Genomic DNA, 16,358 nt, shown 5'->3' with positions numbered 1-16,358 from the left:
GCCTGCGCCGCTAGGCGGCGCAGGCACTCCATTCCAATGTGAAGGCATGAGACATGTTGACGAAGATCGTTCGTCTTTACGGCAAGCAGGACTTGCACGTCGAAACGCAGGAATGCCCCGAGCCTGGCCCCGGTGAAGTTCGGCTGAAAATGGCCCGGGGCGGCATCTGCGGGTCCGATCTCCATTATTTCCAGGACGGCGGCTTCGGCCCGGTGCGTGTACGCGAACCGATCATCAGCGGCCACGAGGCCTCCGGTTATATCGAGGCGGTTGGCCCCGGCGTCACCGGCCTCGCCCCCGGCACGCTCGTCGCCGTCAACCCGTCGCAACCCTGCGGCCACTGCCATTATTGCGGCATCGGCCAGCCGATCCATTGCCTCGAAATGAAGTTCATGGGCTCGGCCATGCGTCTTCCCCATGAGCAGGGCATGTTCCGCGAACAGTTTATCGTCCCGGCAATCCAGTGTTTTCCGGTGGAAGGCGAAGCCTCAGCCGCCGAGGCAGCCTGCGCCGAACCACTGGCTGTCTGCCTCCATGCGGTGGCCCAGGCCGGTGATCTTGCGGGCAAAAACGTGCTCGTCACCGGCGCCGGCCCTATCGGCTTGCTGGTTGTCGCCGCAGCCCGCCATGCAGGTGCCGAAAGGATCACGGTTACCGATCTTGCCGACGCTGCCCTGTCGCGCGGCCCGGCCATGGGCGCAAATAAGACGATCAACGTTTCCAAGCCCGATGCACTTACCCCCTATCAAAAAGACAAGGGCACGTTCGACACCGTGTTCGAATGCTCGGCCGCCGGCCCTGCCCTCGTCTCGGCATTCCAGTGCGTCAAACCACGCGGCACGATCGTGCAGGTCGGCGTGACCGGTGAATTGTCGGTTCCGGTCAACATGCTGGTCGGCAAGGAAATCGTCTGGCGCGGCTCGCAACGTTTCCACGAGGAATTCGCCCGCGCCGTCCAACTGATCGGCGCCAGGGATATCAATGTCCGTCCGATCCTTTCCCACACATTCCCGATCGACGAGGCGCTTCAAGCCTTCCTGCAGGCCGGTGATCGCACCGCCGCCTGCAAGGTCCAGATCGCGCTCAGCTAAAAAGGAAAGACAGATGCGACACACATGGCGATGGTTCGGACCGGTCGACAAGGTCACGGTGAGAGACGCCGCCCAGGCAGGGGCCGAGGGCATTGTCAGCGCCCTTCATCACATACCGACCGGCGCCGTCTGGCCCGCCGAAGAGATCGAAAAACGCCATCAGGCGATCCGCGAAGGCGGCCTTTTCTGGGACGTGGTGGAGAGCGTGCCGGTCTCGGAAGAGATAAAAACCCAGACCGGCGACTGGCGCGAGCATGTGAAGAACTGGCAGGAGACACTACGCCGCCTCTCGGCCTCCGGAATCAAGACGGTCTGCTACAATTTCATGCCGGTCCTCGACTGGACCCGCACCGACCTGCGTTGGGAAACGAAACACGGCGCCAAGGCCATGCGCTTTGATTTCACCGATTTCGTTGCTTTTGATATCCATATCCTCAAGCGACCGGGTGCAGCACTGGATTACCCGGAGAGAATTCAGGAGGAGGCCGCCAAACGCTTCGCCGCACTGGACGAAGCCCGCATTACAGCCCTCGGCAAGAATATCGGTGCTGGCCTGCCGGGCTCCGCGGATGGCTATACGCTCGATCAACTGCGCGAAAAACTCCGCACCTATCAGGGCATCGATGCCACCAAACTGCAGGCGCATCTCATCGATTTCCTCTCGGAAGTAACCCCGATCGCTGAACAGGTCGGCATCAACATCTGCGCCCATCCAGACGATCCGCCGTGGCCGCTTCTCGGCCTGCCGCGCATCCTCTCGACCGGCGACGACTACGCCCACATGCTCCGTCAGGTGGATAGCCGCGCCAATGGCGTGACGCTCTGCTCCGGCTCTCTCGGCGCGCGGGCGGATAACGATCTGGCTGAGATCGCCACCCGCTTTGCCGACCGCATCCACTTCGTCCATCTGCGCAATGTCACCCGCGACGAGGACAGCCTGCCCTGCTCCTTCTTCGAGGACGAGCATCTGGAAGGCGGCACCGACATGGTCGCCGTCATCGCCACACTTCTGACCGAAGAGACGCGCCGCAAGGCGGAGGGCCGTGAGGATCACCAGATTCCCATGCGCCCCGACCATGGCCAGGAAATCCTCGACGATCTCACCCGCGGTGCCCAGCCCGGTTATCCGGCCATCGGCCGCTTGAAGGGGCTGGCGGAGCTGCGCGGCATCGAACGGGCATTGAGCCACAGCCAGTTCGGACTTGGCCGATGACGAACCATCTTTCCTCCGAAACGCAGCTTCCCGCCAGCGTCGCCCAACCGGGCTACGACCGCTCCGAACTTCGCCCCGGCATACTGCATTTCGGCCTCGGAGCCTTCCACCGTGCGCATCAAGGCATTTATACCCAGCGTGCGCTGGAGAGCGAATTCGGCCCCTGGGGCATCGTCGCCGTCAACCTGCGCTCGCCCGAACCGGTCGATGCGCTGGCAGCGCAGGACGGCCTCTATTCGATCACCGTACGCGACAGCGATGGCGACACGAGCGAGGTCATCGGCGCAACCGTCGACTGGCTCTGCGCCGCCACTGACAGGGAGCGCGTCCTCGCTTATCTCGCCAGCCCCTTCATCCATGTCGTCACCCTCACCGTCTCGGAAAAGGCCTATGGCCTGCATCCGACAAACTGCGGTCTCGATGAGGCGCATCCCGCGGTCTCCAACGATCTCGCCAATCCCAAAGCCCCGGTCGGCGCAATCGGCTATCTCGTCGCCGGCCTCGCATCGCGGCGCGACAAGGGCATGCGCCCCTTCACCGTGCTCTGCTGCGACAACCTCCCGTCCAACGGCAAGGTGGTGAAGCGGCTGGTTCTCGACATGGCTGAACGCCGCGATCCCGAACTGGCGAAATGGATCGCGGAAGAAGTCACCTTCCCCTCCTCCATGGTCGACCGCATCGTGCCCGCCGCAACCGACGACACCCGCACCCGCGCCAAAAGCCTGCTCGGTGTCGACGATGCGCTGGCACTCGACACCGAGCCCTTCATGCAATGGGTGATCGAGGACGAATTCGTCTCCGGCCGCCCCGCCTGGGAAGCCGGCGGCGCGCTGTTCGTCGAAAATGTCGAACCATATGAAAAGATGAAGCTGCGGCTGCTGAACGGCTCGCACACGATGATCGCCCATCTCGGCCTGCTGAAAGGTTTGGAATGCGTGCGCGACGTGATGGCCGTGCCAGAATTCGTGGCGATGACGCGGGACCATATGCGCGCAGCAGCGGCAACGCTCGATCCGGTCCCCGGCATCGATCTCGATCATTACATGGACCAGCTGATCGAGCGTTTCAGCAACCGGGCGATCGCTCATCGCAACATCCAGATCGCCATGGATTCCAGCCAGAAACTGCCGCAGCGCATCTTCTCGCCAGCCATGGACGCGCTCGCCAACAGATCTGATGGCGCAAGCTTCGCCCGTGTAATCGGCTTGTGGATCGCCGCGCTGATCCGTTTCAAGGATTGCAACGATCCGCGCCGCGACGAGCTTCTGGCAGCCGCAGAGACAGCTGATCCGAAGGATTACACGGCAAGCTTCGTTGCCATCGATGGCCTCATCCCGCCCTCGCTCGCCCAGTCCCGCAGCTGGCGTAATCTCGTTAACGCGGAAGTCGCCAAATGGCTCTGACCTCGGCCTCTCCGACACCCCCATACTATCCCAGGAGTTCACCATGAAAGCGCTTGTCTGCATCGAGCCAAGCCGTCTCGCGCTGGAGGATCGTCCCGAGCCGGTGCGCGGCGAAGGCGAAGTCAAGGTCCGCATCCGCCATGTCGGCATCTGCGGCACCGATTTCCATATTTTCGCCGGCAAGCACCCGTTTCTCGAATATCCGCGCGTCATGGGCCACGAACTGTCCGGCACCGTGGCGGAAACACCGGCGGGAAGCCTGCTCAAGGCCGGTGAGCCGGTCTATATCGTCCCCTATCTTTCCTGCGGCACCTGCCAGGCCTGCCGCCGCGGCATCAGCAATGCCTGTCGCAACATCTCGGTGCTGGGCGTCCACAGCGATGGCGGCATGGCCGAATATCTCTGCGTGCCGGAAGAAAACGTCATCCCGACCGGCAATATCCCGCTCGAAGACGCGGCAATGATCGAATTTCTCGCCATCGGCGCCCATGGCGTCAAGCGCGGCGCGATCACGTCCGAGGATCGCGTGCTCGTCACCGGCTCAGGCCCGATCGGCATGTCGGCGATCATCTTTGCCAAGGCCCGCGGCGCCCATGTCACCGTCATGGATACGCGCGACGACCGGCTCACTTTTGCCGTCGAAAAACTCGGCGCAGACGCGACGATCTTTGCCGATGCAGACGCGGAACAGGTCGCCGAGCGGCAGACCGGCGGCGAATGGTACGATGTCGTCATCGACGCCACCGGCAACGCCATCCCCATGCAGCGCGGCTTCCATTTCCTCGCCCATGGCGCACGTTACGTGCTGCTCTCCGTCGTCCGCCAGGACATCACCTTCTCCGACCCGGAATTCCACAAGCGCGAGGCAACGCTGATCGCCAGCCGCAACGCCCAGCCGGATGATTTTGCCGAAGTCGTGCGCCAGATCGAGGCCGGTAAGGTTCCGACCCGCGCGCTTAACACCCATCGTGCACCGCTGTCCGACGCAGTCGCGCTGTTTTCCGAATGGTCGAAACCGGAAGCCGGCGTGATCAAGGCCATTCTGGAGGTTTGAAGCCTCACCACCCAATAGAAAAAGGCGCCGGAAGGCGCCTTTTTCATATCCAGTGTCGATGCACGTTCACGCCGCTTTGGGTCTACCGAACTGATAAGCTTCGATCGACTGCGGCTTCATCTCGATCGAAAAGCCCGGCCGCGACGGCGGCATATAGGCGGCGTCCTTGATCACGCAGGGATCAACGAAATGTTCGTGCAGATGATCGACATATTCGATCACGCGTCCCTCCTTGGTACCGGAGACGGCGATGTAGTCGATCATCGACAGATGCTGCACATATTCGCATAAGCCCACACCCCCGGCATGCGGCCATACCGCCTTGCCGAATTTCGCGGCGATCAAGAGCACCGCCAGCACCTCGTTCAGCCCGCCCATGCGGCAGGCATCGATCTGCACTATATCGATCGCGCCCTCGGCGATGAACTGCTTGAACATGATGCGGTTCTGGCACATTTCGCCGGTCGCCACCTTCACCGGCGCGATCGCCTCGCGGATCTTCTTATGCCCCGCCACATCGTCCGGGCTGGTCGGCTCCTCGATGAAGAACGGCTTGGCAAAGGCCAGCGCCTTCACCCAGTCGATCGCCTGGTCGACATCCCAGACCTGGTTGGCATCGATCATCATATAGCGATCCGGCCCGATCACTTCACGGCAAATGGTAAGCCTGCGGATATCGTCTTCCAGATCGCGCCCGACCTTCATCTTCACATGGCTGAACCCGGCATCGACTGCCTCCTGCGCCAGCCGGCGTAGCTTGTCGTCGGGATAACCGAGCCAGCCCGCCGAAGTCGTGTAGCAGGCATAACCTTCACGCTCGAGAATGGCGATCCGCTCCGCTTTGCCCTTCTCCGCCTTGCGCAGGATGTCGATCGCCTCGTCGCGGGTCAGCGCATCGGTGAGATACCGATAATCGACGATATCGGCGATCTCTTCCGGCGACATTGTCGCTACAAATTTCCACACCGGCATGCCCGCCTCTTTGGCGAGCGCATCCCAGAGCGCGTTGACCACGGCACCGGTCGCCAGATGCATCGCCCCCTTATCCGGCCCGATCCAGCGCAACTGGCTGTCGCCCGTCAGGTGCCGCCAGAATTTGCCGGGGCTAGCGCGCATTTCGGCTAAGTCCTTGCCGATCACCAGATGGCGCATAGCCTCGATCGCCATGCAGACGATGTCGTTGCCGCGGCCGATGGTAAAGGTCAGGCCGTGGCCCTCGATCCCGTCGCGATCGGTTTCGAGGATGACATAGGCCGCCGAATAATCCGGATCGGGGTTCATCGCATCCGACCCGTCAAGGCTTGCCGAAGTCGGGAAGCGCAGATCGAAAACACGAAGATTGGTGATGCGGGTCATTGCGGCCTCCTCTGCCGGCTTATTTGGTCTAAAAATCGGCGCGCCAGCCTCCAAACCGGCGCGCCGATCGGTCGTCTTAGATATCGGCGACGAAGGTCTGCTTCTGGCTGCCGAGGCCTTCGATGCCGAGTTCGACGACATCACCGGCCTTGAGGAAGCGCGGCGGCTTCATGCCAAGGCCGACGCCCGGAGGCGTGCCGGTGGAGATGACATCGCCCGGATGCAGCGACATGAACTGGCTGAGATACGAGACAAGGAACTTGACGCCGTAGACCATGGTCTTCGACGAGCCATCCTGCATCTTCTCGCCGTTCACCGTCAGCCACATGCCGAGGTTCTGCGGATCAGGAATCTCGTCCTTGGTCACCAGCCAGGGGCCGAGCGGTCCGAACGTGTCGCAGGATTTCCCCTTGGTCCACTGGCCGGAACGCTCGGCCTGGAAGGCACGTTCGGAAACGTCATTGGTCAGGCAATAGCCGGCGACGTAATCCAGCGCATCGTCCTCCGAAACGTATTTCGCCGTCTTGCCGATGACGACGCCGAGCTCGACTTCCCAGTCGGTCTTTTCGGAACCGCGCGGAATGACGACGTCATCGTTCGGGCCGACGATGGCCGAAGACGCCTTCATGAAGATGATCGGCTCCGGCGGCACGGTCGCGCCTGTCTCGGCGGCGTGGTCGGAATAGTTGAGGCCGATGCAGATGAACTTGCCGGTACCGGCCACGCAGGGGCCAAGACGCGGCGAACCTTCGACTAGCGGCAGGCTCTTTGCATCGACAGCGCCGAGTTTCGCCAGCGCATCCGGGGAGAGCGCTGCACCAGAAAGATCGGAGACATGTGCGGAAAGATCACGGATCTTGCCGTCGGCATCGACGATCGCAGGCTTTTCAGCGCCGGGCGCGCCATAACGCAGGAATTTCATCGGAATAGTCCTTTCAATTCAAACTTCGCTTTTCAAAAATGGCTCAGATCGACCAGCCGCCGTCGATGCCGACGGCCTGCCCGGTCGTGTAGGTAGCGCCGGCGAGATAGACCGCCAGTTCCGCAATTTCTTCAGGGCTGCCGAGGCGCCCCATCGGCTGGCGGGCGATAAATGCCGCACGCGCCTCCTCGTAATTGCCCTGGGCACGCATGCGCTGTTCCAAGGACGGGCTTTCCACCGTACCGGGGCAGATAGCGTTGCAGCGAATGCCGCGTGTCACGTAGTCAGCTGCAATCGCCTTGGTCAGCCCGATCACGGCAGCCTTGGTCGTGCCATAGGCGCAGCGGTTCGGTACGCCCTTGGAGCTGGAAGCGATCGAGGCCATGTTGATGATCGTGCCGTCGCCGCGCTCCAGCATGCCCGGCAGCACAGCCTTGATCGTGCGCACCATGGCGCGGACATTGAGATCGAAGGCGAAATCGAGATCCTTGTCCGTCATCTCCAGCACCGAGCCGCCATGCACGACACCGGCGCAGTTGAACAGTACATCGATCGCGCCGACACGCTCGAAGAATGCCGTTACCGATGCGCTGTCGAGCACATCGAGCTTTGCCGTTTCGATATTGGTGCTGCCCGTCAGCGTCGAAAGCGCTTCCTCATTGATATCGGTCGCCCAGACTTGTGCGCCCGCTTCGGCATAGGCCAATGCGCTGGCCCGTCCTATCCCCTGACCGGCGGCGGTCACCACGACCACCTTGCCTCCTAGCTTACCTGTCATGTCTTCTCCCTTTCAGTCCAGATGGAACACCTCATCCATCGATGCCCACCATTCCCCATCCTTTCGCGTTGCGAAAGGTCTTTGGCAGGGAATACAGTACGACCACCATTCCTGGTTCTTCTCGCTCGCTGCCATTTTCGCCATATCTGCAGCGAAATCAGTACCATGATATTCCCAGTAACCGAACAGCAGGTTCTCCGGTTCGCGCAGGAATATCGAGTAGTTGGAGATATTGCAGCGCGATATGAGATCAAGGATCTCGGGAGACACGGCAGCATGCAGCGCCTTATATTCCTCGATCTTTTCCGGCGCGAGACCAATCACCATCCCCATTCTCTGCATCTCATTTCCTCACAATCGATAGAAGCGCCGAGCATTGCTGCCGAACACCGCATCGTGATCGGCTTGGGGAACGATCGCGCGGCATTGAGCGATCCATCCGGCATAGTTTCCAGCCAGATTGACGACCGGCCAGTCGCTACCCCAGATCACCCGGTCAACTCCGAACAATTCAAGAATGGTCTCGATATAGGGCCGCAGCGCCTCTGGCTTCTGCCCACCCGCTTCGGTCAACAGGCCGGAAAGCTTGCAGCAAACATTGTCGAGTTCGCAGAGCCGCAACATCGCATGCCGCCAGTCGCGATAATGTCCCGTGGCAATCCGCGGCTTCGCCCCATGATCGATGACGACAGGCAGCCCGGGATGACGGCGGGCGAAGGCATGCAGGGCCGAAAGATGCGGCTCCAGCACCAGCGCATCGAACACCAGATAATGCGCCATCATCGCCTCGACAGCCGGCTCTAGCGCCGGATCGTCGATCCAGTCGGGATCGGCGATATTCTGCAGCATCGGCCGCAGTCCCTTCAACTTCGGCGCTTTTGCAAGATCGGCGATCACCTCCGGCGCATCCGGGGCCTTCATCTCCACCCAGCCGACGACACCGAGAATGGTATCGCTCTTCTCGGCGAGGCCCAGCATGAACCGCGTATCCTCGACACTCGGCATCGATTGCACGAGGATCGTGCCGCCGACGCCGGCACCGTCGATCTCCGATGTCAGATCTGCGGGCAAGAAATCGCGGTGAATGGCGGCAAGCTCGGGTGGCGGCCAGCCGCCTTTGCGATCCTTCAGCAGCCAGAAATGCTGGTGGGCATCGATGATCATCGTCTCAGCCACCCGAAACCGATGCATCGGCAGCGATCACACCCTTGTCCTGCAATCGGGTCCAGAACGAAGCTGGAATTTCCTGCTCGAACCAGTCGACATTGGCCTTCATCTGCTCGGCGTTGCGTGCGCCCGAAACGACACTGACGACGGCCGGATGTAGCGCCGGAAAGGCGAGGGCCGCCGCCTGCATGGCAACGCCTTCAGCCTCGCAGGCAGCCTCGATCTCGCCGACACGGGCGAGAATATCGGCCGGAGCCTCGGCATAATTGAACTTTCGGTTTCCGGCGAGAAGCCCGGAATTGAACGCGCCCGCAACAACGATCCCGACACCTTCGCGGTGGCAGCGGTCGAGCAGGGCCAAGCTCTCCTGTTCCAAGAGCGTATAGCGCCCAGCCAGCATCGACACGTCGATATCGCATTCGTCCATCGCATCGGCGATCGCCTGCCATTCGTTGACGCCGAGCCCGATCGCCTTGATCAGACCTGCCTCACGCAATTCGCCAAGCGCCCGGAACCCGCCGCCCTTGGTCAACTGGTCCCAGTAATGCTGGTGACGATCCCCATGGGTGGCGCGGCCGATATCGTGGACAAAAAGCACGTCGGGCGCAAACATGCCGAGCCGCTGGCGGCTGTCCTCGAAAGAGCGCAGGATCGCGTCATAACCGTAATCATAGGTCGGCCGAAACGGCAGCGGCGCGACGAAGGCATCCTCTTCCGGCCCGACACTGTTATCCGGCAGCATCAGCCGCCCGACCTTGGTGCTCAGCACATAATCGTCCCGCGCCCGATCCGTCACCATCGTCCCGAGCCGGCGTTCCGAGCGGGTATAGCCATAAAAGGGCGCCGTATCGAAATAGCGGATGCCGGCATCCCACGCAGCCTCGAAGGCACTGAGCGATTCCTGATAGGGGGTCAGCCGGTAGAGATTGCCCATCTGGGCACAGCCCAGCCCCATAAGCGTGAACGAGACGTTGCGATTGCGCAGCCTGCGCCTGTCCGAAACCTTCATGATGTCCTGAAATCCAGATCGTGATAGAAGGGAGCGCGCGGGCATTGAGGCGCCCGCGCGCCGGTCTGTTTAGTAGAGAACGTTCTTGGCTTCCGGCTTGTCGATATTGTCCTTCGTCACCACGACGACGCCGGTATCGACGGTCTTCTCGACCTTCTGCTTGCCAAGGATCGAAAGCAGCGTCTGGATGCCCTTTTCGCCCATCTGGTAGGATCCCTGAACGACGGTGGCGGTCAGCGTTCCGTCCTTGACGAATTCCTGCAGGTCCTGGTTTCCGTCAAAGCCGATGGCAACCACCTTGCCCGCCTTGCCCGCCTGCTTGATCGCCCGGCCCATGCCGATTGCCGTCGGTTCGTTGGCGCCGAAAATACCCTTCAGGTCGCTGTTGGCGGCCAGAACGTCGGTGGTCTGGTTCAGCGCGGTCGCCATCTGCGACTGCGAATAATAAGGCCCGACGATTTCCAGCTTGGAATTGGCCTTAATGTAATCGGTGAAACCGCCGACGCGGCCGATTTCCGAGCCGGCACCGGCAACATAGGACATGACGGCGATCTTGCCGGTCGTGCCGACCTTTTCGATCAGCGCCTTGGCGGCAAGCTCGCCGGCCTTGCTGTTATCGGTGGCGAGGAAGGACTGGTAATATTTGTCTGACCCCGCGGAAAGCTGGCTGTCGATAATGACGACCGGGATACGCGCTTCCCAAGCCTTCTTCACCGCCGGCACAAGCGCATCCGGATCCGACGGCGCAAGCAGGATCGCCGCCACCTTACGGTTGACGGCATTCTCGACCATGTTGACCTCGTCGGCGATGGCGGATTCCGCCGCCGGGCCCTGGAAGGTCATCGTGTGTTCGCCCTTGGCACCGCCGATCGCGGCTTCCGCACCCTTCTGCACGTTCTGCCAGAAGGTCGAGTTGACCGTCTTGACGATGACGGCGATTTCGCCGGCCGACGCGGCTGTCGTCCCGGCAAAGGCAAGAGCCGACGCCATCAGGACCGTTGCAAGTCTACGCATGTCTTTCCTCCTCGAATGACCCCGGGATATCCCTCAAAGGTCCGTTTAAAGGGAAGGCTCCTCCCCTCCCCGTGGCTTCCTTAGTCAGGCCCGGCCCCCGGCCGTTCCCTTATCTTCAGCGGCGATTGCGCAGCTGATCGATCCAGACGGTGACCAGAATGACGAGGCCGATGATGATCTGCTGGGTGAAGGCGGAGACGCCGTTCATGTTCAATCCGTTGCGCAATATGCCGATGACGAAGGCACCGATCATCGTGCCGGAAATCGTCCCGACACCGCCGATCAGCGACGTGCCGCCGATCACGGCGCTGGCAATCGCGTCAAGCTCATAAGCCACGCCCTCATTGGGCTGCGCGGTGACGAGGCGGGACATCAGCACGCAGCCAGTCAGCCCTGCAAGCGTTCCCGACACGACATAGGTAAAGGCAGTCACGCGCGAAACGTTGACACCCGAGAGCCGCGCCGCATCGGCATTGGAGCCTATCGCGTAGATATAGCGACCAAGCACCGTGCGGTTCAGCACGAAAGCGGCGATGAAAGCGATGACGATCATCAGCACCACCGGATAGGGAATGCCGGGAAAGGTCACGACCGGAAATCCCTGGTCGTCGATGGATTCGATCCGGAACAGAGAACCGTTACCCAGCTCGCCAAAAGCCTCACCAAGGCCGGACACAGCACGAGCGCCGGTGATCTGTAGCGCCACACCACGCGCAATCAGCATCATGCCGAGCGTTGCAATGAAGGGCGGTAGCTTCAACTGGGTGATGACGAACCCGTTGATCAGCCCGCAGAGCGAGCCGGTGAGAATGCCGAGCAGCATGCCGATCCAGATCGGCAGCTGCAGTTCCTTGACAGCCAGTGCGGCCACCACGCCGGCCAGCGCCAGAACCGATCCAACCGACAGATCGATGCCGCCGGTGATGATGACATAGGTCGCACCTATGCCGAGCAGCGCAATCGAGGTCACCTGCAGCGCAATCGTCATGCCGTTGCCGACGGTGAAGAAGGCGCTGCTTGTGGCGGAAAACACTGCCGCCAGCACTAGCAGGCTGCCGAGTGCTGCAAATTTCTGGATGATATCCTTCTGCCGCTCGCTCAGGCGACGCCCTTGACCGGCGGCCTTCGGGGCCGGCTGCTGCGCCGGTTTTTCGCTGGTCATATCGGCCATATACTCACAATCCCTGTTCTCCGCGGCGGCCGCTGCCGGACGCGTAATGCATGATTTCCTCCTGGGAGGTCGCCCTAGTCTCGAGCGTCGCGGTGATCCGCCCGCCATGGAACACGGCGATGCGATCGGACATGCCTAGCACTTCCGGCAGTTCGGAACTGATCAGCACGATACCGATGCCACGTGCCGCAAGCTCGTCCATGATCTGGTAGATGGCGAATTTCGCCCCGACATCGATGCCGCGCGTCGGCTCATCGAAGAACATGATCCGCGGCTCGCGAAACAGCCATTTGCCGATGATGATCTTCTGCTGGTTGCCGCCGGAAAGCAGCCGAACCGGCTGGCTGAGGCTCGGCGTGCGAATGTTCAAAAGATCGACATAACGCTGCCCCGCCTCGCGATGCCGCTTGCGGTCGATCACGCCGAAACGGCTCGCAACCGCGCCCATCCGCGCCATCACCAGGTTGGCATCGACCGGCATTTTCACCGCCAGCCCCTGCGCCTTGCGGTCTTCGGAAAGATAGGCAATCCCCGCCTCGATGGCGCTGCGCGGATCGGAAATCTTCAATTCACCGCCATCGAGCGTGATCGTGCCGGCATCGAGCGGATCGGCGCCGAATATGGCACGCGCCACTTCCGTGCGCCCCGCCCCCATCAGCCCGGCAAAGCCGAGGATCTCGCCACAGCGGATCTCGAAATTGATGTCGGAAAACACGCCGCGACTGGTCAGGCCGGTTGCGGAAAAGATCACCTTGTCGCCCGGCACCCGCGTCGGCTCGGGAAACTTGTCCTCCAGCGACCGCCCCACCATCCGCGCCACGATGTCGTCGACAGTCAGCGAAGAAAAATCATCGGTCGAGATATAGCGCCCGTCACGCAGCACGGTGACGCGATCGACGATCTCCGCCATCTCGTCCAACCGGTGCGAGATATAGATGATGCCGGTGCCCTGGGCTTTCAGGTCGCGGATCACCTTGAACAGAAGCTGTGCCTCCTGCTCGGTCAGCGACGAGGTCGGCTCGTCCATGATCAGCACGGTCGCATCGAGCGACAGCGCCTTGGCGATTTCCACCATCTGACACTGTGCGACCGACAACGTGCGCACCTGAACATTCGGATCGATATCGACGCCAAGCCGGTCGAGACAGCGTTTTGCGTCGGCGATCAGTCGTCTCCGGTCGACGAGAAAACCGCGCCGCGGTTCGCGGGCGAGATAGATGTTTTCCGCCACTGTCAGATGCGGAACGAGATTGAGTTCCTGGTGGATGATGGCAATGCCGGCCGCTTCCGATTGAAGCGTCGAGGCAAACTGCACCGGCTCACCCTTGAAGGTGATCGAACCGGAATTCGGCTGGTAGACGCCGCTGATGATCTTCATCAGCGTCGATTTTCCCGCCCCGTTCTCTCCACAGACGGCATGCACCTCGCCGGCGCGCAGATCGAAACTGACGCCCGACAGCGCCTTTACGCCCGGAAATTCCTTGGACACACCCTCAAGCTTCAACAGCACGGCATGCCCAACGGGATGACCAGCCATGCCTGCAGGTTGCGGCACTCCTCCCATCGCGATCTCCTCTTCGCGCAAGAGCTTCCCAGGGCTCTTGCGGATTATCAAATCGCGGCCGCGTCATTTGGTCAAGCCAATTTGCAGATTTTTCTTGCATCATGCCAATTATTGACGCCAATTGACGGACAACTGCTTGTTAAATACGCAATTGGCCAGACCTCAATGACGGATACACGACGCCTCTACCAGCAGACTGCAGACCGCGTCCGGCAGCTTATCGCCAGGGGAGATTATCAGGCCGGCGCACGCCTGCCCGCAGAGCGCGAACTCGCCCAGCAACTCGGCGTCTCACGCCCTTCGCTTCGGGAGGCGCTGATCGCGCTCGAAATCGACGGTACGATCGAGATCCGCATGGGGTCGGGCATCTACGTGCTCAACACAACAAAACCGGCCGGCAACGGCCGATCCCTGGGTGAAAGCCCGTCGGAACTGATGCAGGCGCGCGCCGTCATTGAAAGCGCCATCATTGTCCAGGCAGCAGCAACGATGTCGGAAAAGACGCTGGTCATGCTGCGCGCGACACTCAATGCCATGGCGGACGATATCGCCAACACGCGAAAACCGATCGAACAGGACCGGGCCTTCCACCTGATCATCGCGGAAAGCACCGGCAACACGCTGTTTGCGGAGATCGTCGAAAACCTGTTCGACGAACGCCACAGCCCGCTATCTGCCGGCATCCGCGGCCATTTCGAGACGGCCGATAGCTGGACGGCAGCACTTACCGAACACCACGCCATATTGGCGGCGCTGGAAGCCCGCGATCCACTGGCAGCACAGGCGGCGATGCATTCGCACCTCACTGCGTCAGGCCGCCGCTGGCTTGAAAACTGAGAGCTTTAAAGCGCGCGGATATAGCCGCTCAACCGCTCGGCAGCGTCATCGATCTGCTTGGGATCACGCAGATAACAGGCGCGCAGGAAGGTTTCGCCACCTAGGCCGAAGGCCGTACCCGGTGCAAGACCCACACCCGTCGCATCAACGATTTTGAAGGCTTCCGCACGCGCATCCGTCACGCCGTCGATTTTCAGGAAGGCGTAGAGCGCGCCCGGCGGACGACCGGTCTCGACCCGGTTCGTCGCCACCAGCGCATCGCAGAGGATGTCGCGCGAGGTCCGCGCCCGCTCGATATTGGTGCGGACGAAATCGTCGCCCTGATCCAGCGCCACGATCGCCCCCTTCTGCATGAACTGCGCCACGCCGGAGGTTGAATACTGGATGAGATTTGTCAGCGTCTGGCCGATTTCCGCCGGCGCCACCATCCAGCCGACGCGCCAGCCGGTCATGCACCAGTTCTTTGAAAACGACTGGGCAAAGATGATCCGATCATCCTTATCCATAACATCCATGAAGGACGGCGCGCGGGCGCCATCGAAATAATAAAGACCATAGATCTCGTCGGCGATGATCCAGAGACCATGCTTGCGCGCCAGATCGAGCACGGCGGCCAGATCTTCCTTCGTTGCTGTCCAGCCGGTCGGGTTAGACGGCGAGTTGATGAACAACGCCTTGGTCTTCGGCGTGATCGCAGAAGCGAGGCGATCGATATCGATTTTCCATTGCCCGTCGACGAAATCCAGCGCAACGGCTTTCGGCTTCACCTCAGCCACCAAAGCGGCATGCATCGCATTCGGCCATGACGGCGAAAAATAGATGATCTCGTCACCGGCCGAGACCGTCGCCTGGATCGCCAGCACGATCGACTGCATGCCCGACCCGGTCACATAGATATTGTCGACCGAAAGCTCGTTTGCGTAATGGCGCTGGTAATAACGCACGATTGCCTGGCGAAGCTCGGGAATGCCCTGCGTCCACGTATAGAAGGTCTCACCCGCGACAAGCGCATCCGCCGCCGTCTTGGTGATGAAATCCGGCGTCGGCAGGTCACCCTCGCCGATCCAGAGCGGCATCAGGTTCTCGCGCCCTCTGGCATAGGTGACAATCTCGCCAATACCGCTGCGCGGTGCTGACGCGGCGCGGGCGCTGATATCCGGTCTGATAAAATTCATGGAGGGTGTCTCGACTTGAAGAAAATCAAATTGCAGGGCGCAAGGACTAAGCGCGTCGATTGTGGCCGTCAACGGGCAGAACCGGCGCGGCACGCGAAAATGCTCAGAGCCGCGCTCGTGTGCTACGCGGCGTCGCCAGAAGCAGGTTCGTTTCGCTGGCCGTGATGCCCTGAACAAGCCTTATGCGACGAAGCACATTGTCGAAATCAGCCAGCGTCGCAGTCCCCAGTTCGACGATCAGATCCCAACGTCCATTGGTGGTGTGTATCTCGGAAACCTCGGGAAAACCGCCCAGCGTCTGGATCACCCGGTCGGCAACACGCCCCTCGATCTCCACCATCATGATGCCGCGCACCGGCAGCTCCACCGCATCGGCCCTGAGGATCACCGTATAACCTAGAACGTCGCGGTTTCGCTCCAGCTTTTCCATGCGTGCCCGCACCGTCGCCCTTGACGTACCGAGGTCGGCCGCCAGATCCGAAATGCTGCGGCGGGCATCGTGACGCAAAAGCGTCACCAGCTTGTGGTCGAATTCATCCATGAACAGATTGATAGATCATGCTGCCGAAATGGAAAGCCATTTTATCGATTTTGGCAAATCGAT

At 61.3% G+C, this 16,358-nt stretch carries 16 protein-coding genes; 5 read left to right on the top strand and 11 right to left on the bottom strand.

Annotated features, from left to right (window positions below; translation table 11 throughout):
- The first annotated feature begins 53 nt into the window (after window positions 1-53).
- Genes ACI3K0_RS15845 through ACI3K0_RS15830 form a run of 4 tightly spaced genes read left to right on the top strand, consistent with a single transcriptional unit; the run spans window position 54 to window position 4,761 of the window.
- Window positions 54-1,091, top strand: coding sequence for an L-idonate 5-dehydrogenase (locus ACI3K0_RS15845; protein ID WP_183685741.1), 1,038 nt, complete (start codon window positions 54-56; stop codon window positions 1,089-1,091).
- Window positions 1,092-1,104: 13 nt separating this feature from the next.
- A complete protein-coding gene (uxuA, locus tag ACI3K0_RS15840) occupies window positions 1,105-2,304 on the top strand; it encodes a mannonate dehydratase (protein WP_404945612.1) in 1,200 nt (399 codons plus the stop codon).
- Entirely contained in the window at window positions 2,301-3,707 is a 1,407-nt protein-coding gene (locus ACI3K0_RS15835) for a mannitol dehydrogenase family protein (protein ID WP_404945611.1), read from the top strand. The genes uxuA and ACI3K0_RS15835 overlap by 4 nt, the downstream gene beginning before the upstream one ends.
- A 43-nt stretch (window positions 3,708-3,750) precedes the next feature.
- Window positions 3,751-4,761 carry a zinc-binding alcohol dehydrogenase family protein gene (locus ACI3K0_RS15830; RefSeq protein WP_404945610.1) on the top strand — a complete coding sequence of 337 codons (1,011 nt, stop codon included), beginning with the start codon at window positions 3,751-3,753 and terminating at the stop codon, window positions 4,759-4,761.
- Window positions 4,762-4,827: 66 nt separating this feature from the next.
- Here the strand turns inward: ACI3K0_RS15830 and ACI3K0_RS15825 are convergent, their stop codons facing one another.
- The 9 genes from ACI3K0_RS15825 to ACI3K0_RS15785 all read right to left on the bottom strand — a co-directional run bounded on the left by ACI3K0_RS15825 (window position 4,828) and on the right by ACI3K0_RS15785 (window position 13,742).
- On the bottom strand, window positions 4,828-6,117 hold the full coding sequence (locus tag ACI3K0_RS15825; protein ID WP_183685735.1) for an L-fuconate dehydratase: 1,290 nt from the start codon (window positions 6,115-6,117) through the stop codon (window positions 4,828-4,830).
- A 76-nt stretch (window positions 6,118-6,193) separates the two neighbouring features.
- Window positions 6,194-7,039 carry a fumarylacetoacetate hydrolase family protein gene (locus ACI3K0_RS15820; RefSeq protein ID WP_148145087.1) on the bottom strand — a complete coding sequence of 282 codons (846 nt, stop codon included), beginning with the start codon at window positions 7,037-7,039 and terminating at the stop codon, window positions 6,194-6,196.
- Between the two features lie 43 nt (window positions 7,040-7,082).
- Window positions 7,083-7,817: an SDR family oxidoreductase gene (locus ACI3K0_RS15815; protein ID WP_148145088.1), complete on the bottom strand. Its 735-nt coding sequence runs from the start codon at window positions 7,815-7,817 to the stop codon at window positions 7,083-7,085.
- Between the two features lie 12 nt (window positions 7,818-7,829).
- Window positions 7,830-8,159, bottom strand: a complete 330-nt coding sequence (locus ACI3K0_RS15810) for an L-rhamnose mutarotase (protein WP_404945609.1) — start codon at window positions 8,157-8,159, stop codon at window positions 7,830-7,832.
- Between the two features lie 9 nt (window positions 8,160-8,168).
- Window positions 8,169-8,981: an amidohydrolase gene (locus ACI3K0_RS15805; RefSeq protein ID WP_206826811.1), complete on the bottom strand. Its 813-nt coding sequence runs from the start codon at window positions 8,979-8,981 to the stop codon at window positions 8,169-8,171.
- A gap of 4 nt (window positions 8,982-8,985) precedes the next feature.
- A complete protein-coding gene (locus ACI3K0_RS15800; protein WP_148145089.1) occupies window positions 8,986-9,993 on the bottom strand; it encodes an aldo/keto reductase in 1,008 nt (335 codons plus the stop codon).
- A gap of 69 nt (window positions 9,994-10,062) precedes the next feature.
- Window positions 10,063-11,007: an ABC transporter substrate-binding protein gene (locus ACI3K0_RS15795; RefSeq protein ID WP_404945608.1), complete on the bottom strand. Its 945-nt coding sequence runs from the start codon at window positions 11,005-11,007 to the stop codon at window positions 10,063-10,065.
- 115 nt (window positions 11,008-11,122) lie between these two features.
- Window positions 11,123-12,178 (bottom strand): ABC transporter permease, encoded by a 1,056-nt coding sequence (locus ACI3K0_RS15790; RefSeq protein WP_183825972.1) that lies wholly within the window; start codon window positions 12,176-12,178, stop codon window positions 11,123-11,125.
- Between the two features lie 4 nt (window positions 12,179-12,182).
- Entirely contained in the window at window positions 12,183-13,742 is a 1,560-nt protein-coding gene (locus tag ACI3K0_RS15785) for a sugar ABC transporter ATP-binding protein (protein ID WP_404945607.1), read from the bottom strand.
- A gap of 165 nt (window positions 13,743-13,907) precedes the next feature.
- On the opposite strand from ACI3K0_RS15785, the gene ACI3K0_RS15780 reads away from it, so the two are divergent.
- Complete coding sequence (locus ACI3K0_RS15780) at window positions 13,908-14,579, top strand: FadR/GntR family transcriptional regulator (protein ID WP_148145092.1); 672 nt, start codon at window positions 13,908-13,910, stop codon at window positions 14,577-14,579.
- Window positions 14,580-14,584: 5 nt separating this feature from the next.
- Here the strand turns inward: ACI3K0_RS15780 and ACI3K0_RS15775 are convergent, their stop codons facing one another.
- Window positions 14,585-15,754: a pyridoxal phosphate-dependent aminotransferase gene (locus ACI3K0_RS15775; protein ID WP_206826807.1), complete on the bottom strand. Its 1,170-nt coding sequence runs from the start codon at window positions 15,752-15,754 to the stop codon at window positions 14,585-14,587.
- 103 nt (window positions 15,755-15,857) lie between these two features.
- Window positions 15,858-16,295 carry an Lrp/AsnC family transcriptional regulator gene (locus ACI3K0_RS15770; protein WP_148145094.1) on the bottom strand — a complete coding sequence of 146 codons (438 nt, stop codon included), beginning with the start codon at window positions 16,293-16,295 and terminating at the stop codon, window positions 15,858-15,860.
- Between the last annotated feature and the right edge of the window lie 63 nt (window positions 16,296-16,358).

Source organism: Rhizobium sp. ZW T2_16, from assembly GCF_044987325.1.
In the GTDB taxonomy this organism is placed as follows: Bacteria; Pseudomonadota; Alphaproteobacteria; order Rhizobiales; family Rhizobiaceae; genus Neorhizobium; species Neorhizobium cellulosilyticum.
Note: the sequence above shows the minus strand (reverse complement) of the source record. Positions and strands in the feature narration are given on the sequence as shown.

Excerpts from the sequence above, each read along its gene's own strand:
- ACI3K0_RS15845 (WP_183685741.1), top strand. The coding sequence starts at position 54 with ATGTTGACGAAGATCGTTCGTCTTTACGGCAAGCAGGACTTGCACGTC.
- uxuA (WP_404945612.1), top strand. The coding sequence starts at position 1,105 with ATGCGACACACATGGCGATGGTTCGGACCGGTCGACAAGGTCACGGTG.
- ACI3K0_RS15835 (WP_404945611.1), top strand. The coding sequence starts at position 2,301 with ATGACGAACCATCTTTCCTCCGAAACGCAGCTTCCCGCCAGCGTCGCC.
- ACI3K0_RS15830 (WP_404945610.1), top strand. The coding sequence starts at position 3,751 with ATGAAAGCGCTTGTCTGCATCGAGCCAAGCCGTCTCGCGCTGGAGGAT.
- ACI3K0_RS15825 (WP_183685735.1), bottom strand. The coding sequence starts at position 6,117 with ATGACCCGCATCACCAATCTTCGTGTTTTCGATCTGCGCTTCCCGACT.
- ACI3K0_RS15820 (WP_148145087.1), bottom strand. The coding sequence starts at position 7,039 with ATGAAATTCCTGCGTTATGGCGCGCCCGGCGCTGAAAAGCCTGCGATC.
- ACI3K0_RS15815 (WP_148145088.1), bottom strand. The coding sequence starts at position 7,817 with ATGACAGGTAAGCTAGGAGGCAAGGTGGTCGTGGTGACCGCCGCCGGT.
- ACI3K0_RS15810 (WP_404945609.1), bottom strand. The coding sequence starts at position 8,159 with ATGCAGAGAATGGGGATGGTGATTGGTCTCGCGCCGGAAAAGATCGAG.
- ACI3K0_RS15805 (WP_206826811.1), bottom strand. The coding sequence starts at position 8,981 with ATGATCATCGATGCCCACCAGCATTTCTGGCTGCTGAAGGATCGCAAA.
- ACI3K0_RS15800 (WP_148145089.1), bottom strand. The coding sequence starts at position 9,993 with ATGAAGGTTTCGGACAGGCGCAGGCTGCGCAATCGCAACGTCTCGTTC.
- ACI3K0_RS15795 (WP_404945608.1), bottom strand. The coding sequence starts at position 11,007 with ATGCGTAGACTTGCAACGGTCCTGATGGCGTCGGCTCTTGCCTTTGCC.
- ACI3K0_RS15790 (WP_183825972.1), bottom strand. The coding sequence starts at position 12,178 with ATGGCCGATATGACCAGCGAAAAACCGGCGCAGCAGCCGGCCCCGAAG.
- ACI3K0_RS15785 (WP_404945607.1), bottom strand. The coding sequence starts at position 13,742 with ATGGGAGGAGTGCCGCAACCTGCAGGCATGGCTGGTCATCCCGTTGGG.
- ACI3K0_RS15780 (WP_148145092.1), top strand. The coding sequence starts at position 13,908 with ATGACGGATACACGACGCCTCTACCAGCAGACTGCAGACCGCGTCCGG.
- ACI3K0_RS15775 (WP_206826807.1), bottom strand. The coding sequence starts at position 15,754 with ATGAATTTTATCAGACCGGATATCAGCGCCCGCGCCGCGTCAGCACCG.
- ACI3K0_RS15770 (WP_148145094.1), bottom strand. The coding sequence starts at position 16,295 with ATGGATGAATTCGACCACAAGCTGGTGACGCTTTTGCGTCACGATGCC.